The following is a 2500-nucleotide window of genomic DNA, read 5'->3' on the forward strand; positions in this document are numbered from 1 at the left end:
CCGCGAAAACTATTGAGGTAGTGCCTCGGATGTATGCCGTTGGGGGTAGAGCACTGGATGGGCTAGGGCTGCGCGAGCGGTACCAAACCTAACCAAACTCCGAATACCAACGAGACTTATCCGGGAGACAGACGGCGGGTGCTAAGGTCCGTCGTCAAAAGGGAAACAGCCCTAACCTACAGCTAAGGTCCCCAAGTCATCACTAAGTGGGAAAGCATGTGGGAATCCCAAAACAACCAGGAGGTTGGCTTAGAAGCAGCCATCCTTTAAAGAAAGCGTAACAGCTCACTGGTCTAAATAAGGGTTCCTGCGGCGAAGATGTATCGGGGCTAAAGTGATGCACCGAAGCTTAGGGTTCGTGATTTATCACGAGCGGTAGCGGAGCGTTCTGTAAGTCTGTGAAGCCGAAGGGTAACCGACGGTGGAGATATCAGAAGTGCGAATGCTGACATGAGTAGCGATAAAGAGGGTGAGATGCCCTCTCGCCGAAAGCCCAAGGGTTCCTGCGCAAGGCTAATCCGCGCAGGGTGAGTCGGCCCCTAAGACGAGCCCGAAGGGGGTAGTCGATGGGAAACAGGTTAATATTCCTGTACCTGGAGATGTGTGACGCATGGCGGATGTAGTTCGACCTTATCGGATTGGTCGGGCTGCCAAGTTGTGCCGGGAAATAGCCTCTCCATTATAGACCGTACCCGAAACCGACACAGGTGGGCAGGTAGAGTATACCAAGGCGCTTGAGAGAAGGGTGTTGAAGGAACTCGGCAAATTGCCTCCGTACCTTCGGAAGAAGGAGGCCCCGTTAGAAGGCAACTTTTAGCGGGGGGCACAGGCCAGGGGGTAGCGACTGTTTATCAAAAACACAGGGCTCTGCTAAGTCGGCTTCAAGACGACGTATAGGGTCTGACGCCTGCCCGGTGCTTGAAGGTTAAAAGGAGGAGTGCAAGCTCCGAATTGAAGCCCAAGTAAACGGCGGCCGTAACTATAACGGTCCTAAGGTAGCGAAATTCCTTGTCGGGTAAGTTCCGACCTGCACGAATGGCGTAACGACTTCCCCACTGTCTCCAACACCTGCTCAGCGAAATTGAATTCTCCGTGAAGATGCGGAGTACCCGCGGTTAGACGGAAAGACCCCGTGCACCTTTACTGCAGCTTCAGAGTGGCTGTGGGAAACATTTGTGTAGGATAGGTGGGAGGCTTTGAACTTTCGGCGCCAGTCGGAAGGGAGCCATTGGTGAAATACCACCCTGATGTTTTCTACAGTCTAACCTCGAACCGTTATCCGGTTCAGGGACCCTCTGTGGCGGGTAGTTTGACTGGGGCGGTCGCCTCCTAAAGAGTAACGGAGGCGCGCGATGGTAGGCTCAGGACGGTTGGAAACCGTCTGCAAGAGTGCAATGGCATAAGCCTGCCTGACTGCGAGACTGACAGGTCGAGCAGAGACGAAAGTCGGTCATAGTGATCCGGTGGTCCCTCGTGGAAGGGCCATCGCTCAACGGATAAAAGGTACGCCGGGGATAACAGGCTGATAACCCCCAAGAGCTCATATCGACGGGGTTGTTTGGCACCTCGATGTCGGCTCATCACATCCTGGGGCTGGAGCAGGTCCCAAGGGTTTGGCTGTTCGCCAATTAAAGTGGTACGTGAGCTGGGTTCAGAACGTCGCGAGACAGTTTGGTCCCTATCTGCCGTGGGCGTCGATACTTGAAAGGAGTTGCCCCTAGTACGAGAGGACCGGGGTGAACATACCTCTGGTGGACCTGTCATCGTGCCAACGGTGCAGCAGGGTAGCTATGTATGGACGGGATAACCGCTGAAAGCATCTAAGCGGGAAGCCTCCCTTGAGATAAGGTATCATCGAGTCGTGGAAGACCACCACGTTGATAGGCCGGGTGTGGAAGTGCGGTAACGCATGGAGCTAACCGGTCCTAATTACTCTTTTCGCGCTTGAGAGTCCCACCATCATCGACAGCCCTTTGGCTCGACATGATGCGGTATCGCTCAGCAAGATAACGCCCCAAGATTTCTAGATACTTCATACGACGATCCCATAGCTTGGTGACCATAGCGTCCGTGCCCCACCCGATCCCATCCCGAACTCGGCCGTGAAACCGGACAGCGCCGATGGTACTTCAGCTTAAGCTGCGGAAGAGTAGGTCGTCGCCAGGCTTTGCGATCGCCGTATGAAGTGACCCATTCTCAATGTTACAAAAACCGCTGCTGGATCCCTGGCGGCGGTTTTCGTGTTTATAGATCGAGCCAATGCCAGCACGCATGAAGCGTGCCGTCATCACGGCTCAGCTGGTGACGCGGGGTGGAGCAGTCCGGTAGCTCGTCAGGCTCATAACCTGAAGGTCGTAGGTTCAAATCCTACCCCCGCAACCATCACAAAAAACACACGCACCCCGCCCCCAAAGGCGGGGTTTTTTATTGCCCATAACCCACAACCGCGCGGGGGACTCCGGGCCGTCTCGCTTGCGCTCATGGTCGCTGCCGGTCATCG

At 55.1% G+C, this 2500-nt stretch carries 1 tRNA gene and 2 rRNA genes (1 of these 3 only partly in view); all 3 read left to right on the forward strand.

The window, feature by feature from the left end:
• A 23S ribosomal RNA gene (locus NUW81_RS08375) occupies positions 1-1949 on the forward strand (it extends 842 nt beyond the left edge of the window).
• A 102-nt stretch (positions 1950-2051) separates the two neighbouring features.
• Positions 2052-2166: ribosomal RNA gene (rrf, locus tag NUW81_RS08380) — 5S ribosomal RNA — on the forward strand.
• A 139-nt stretch (positions 2167-2305) separates the two neighbouring features.
• Positions 2306-2382, forward strand: a tRNA-Met gene (locus NUW81_RS08385).
• Positions 2383-2500 lie beyond the last annotated feature (118 nt).

It is taken from the genome of Sphingomicrobium aestuariivivum (genome assembly GCF_024721585.1).
Classification (GTDB): Bacteria; Pseudomonadota; Alphaproteobacteria; order Sphingomonadales; family Sphingomonadaceae; genus Sphingomicrobium; species Sphingomicrobium aestuariivivum.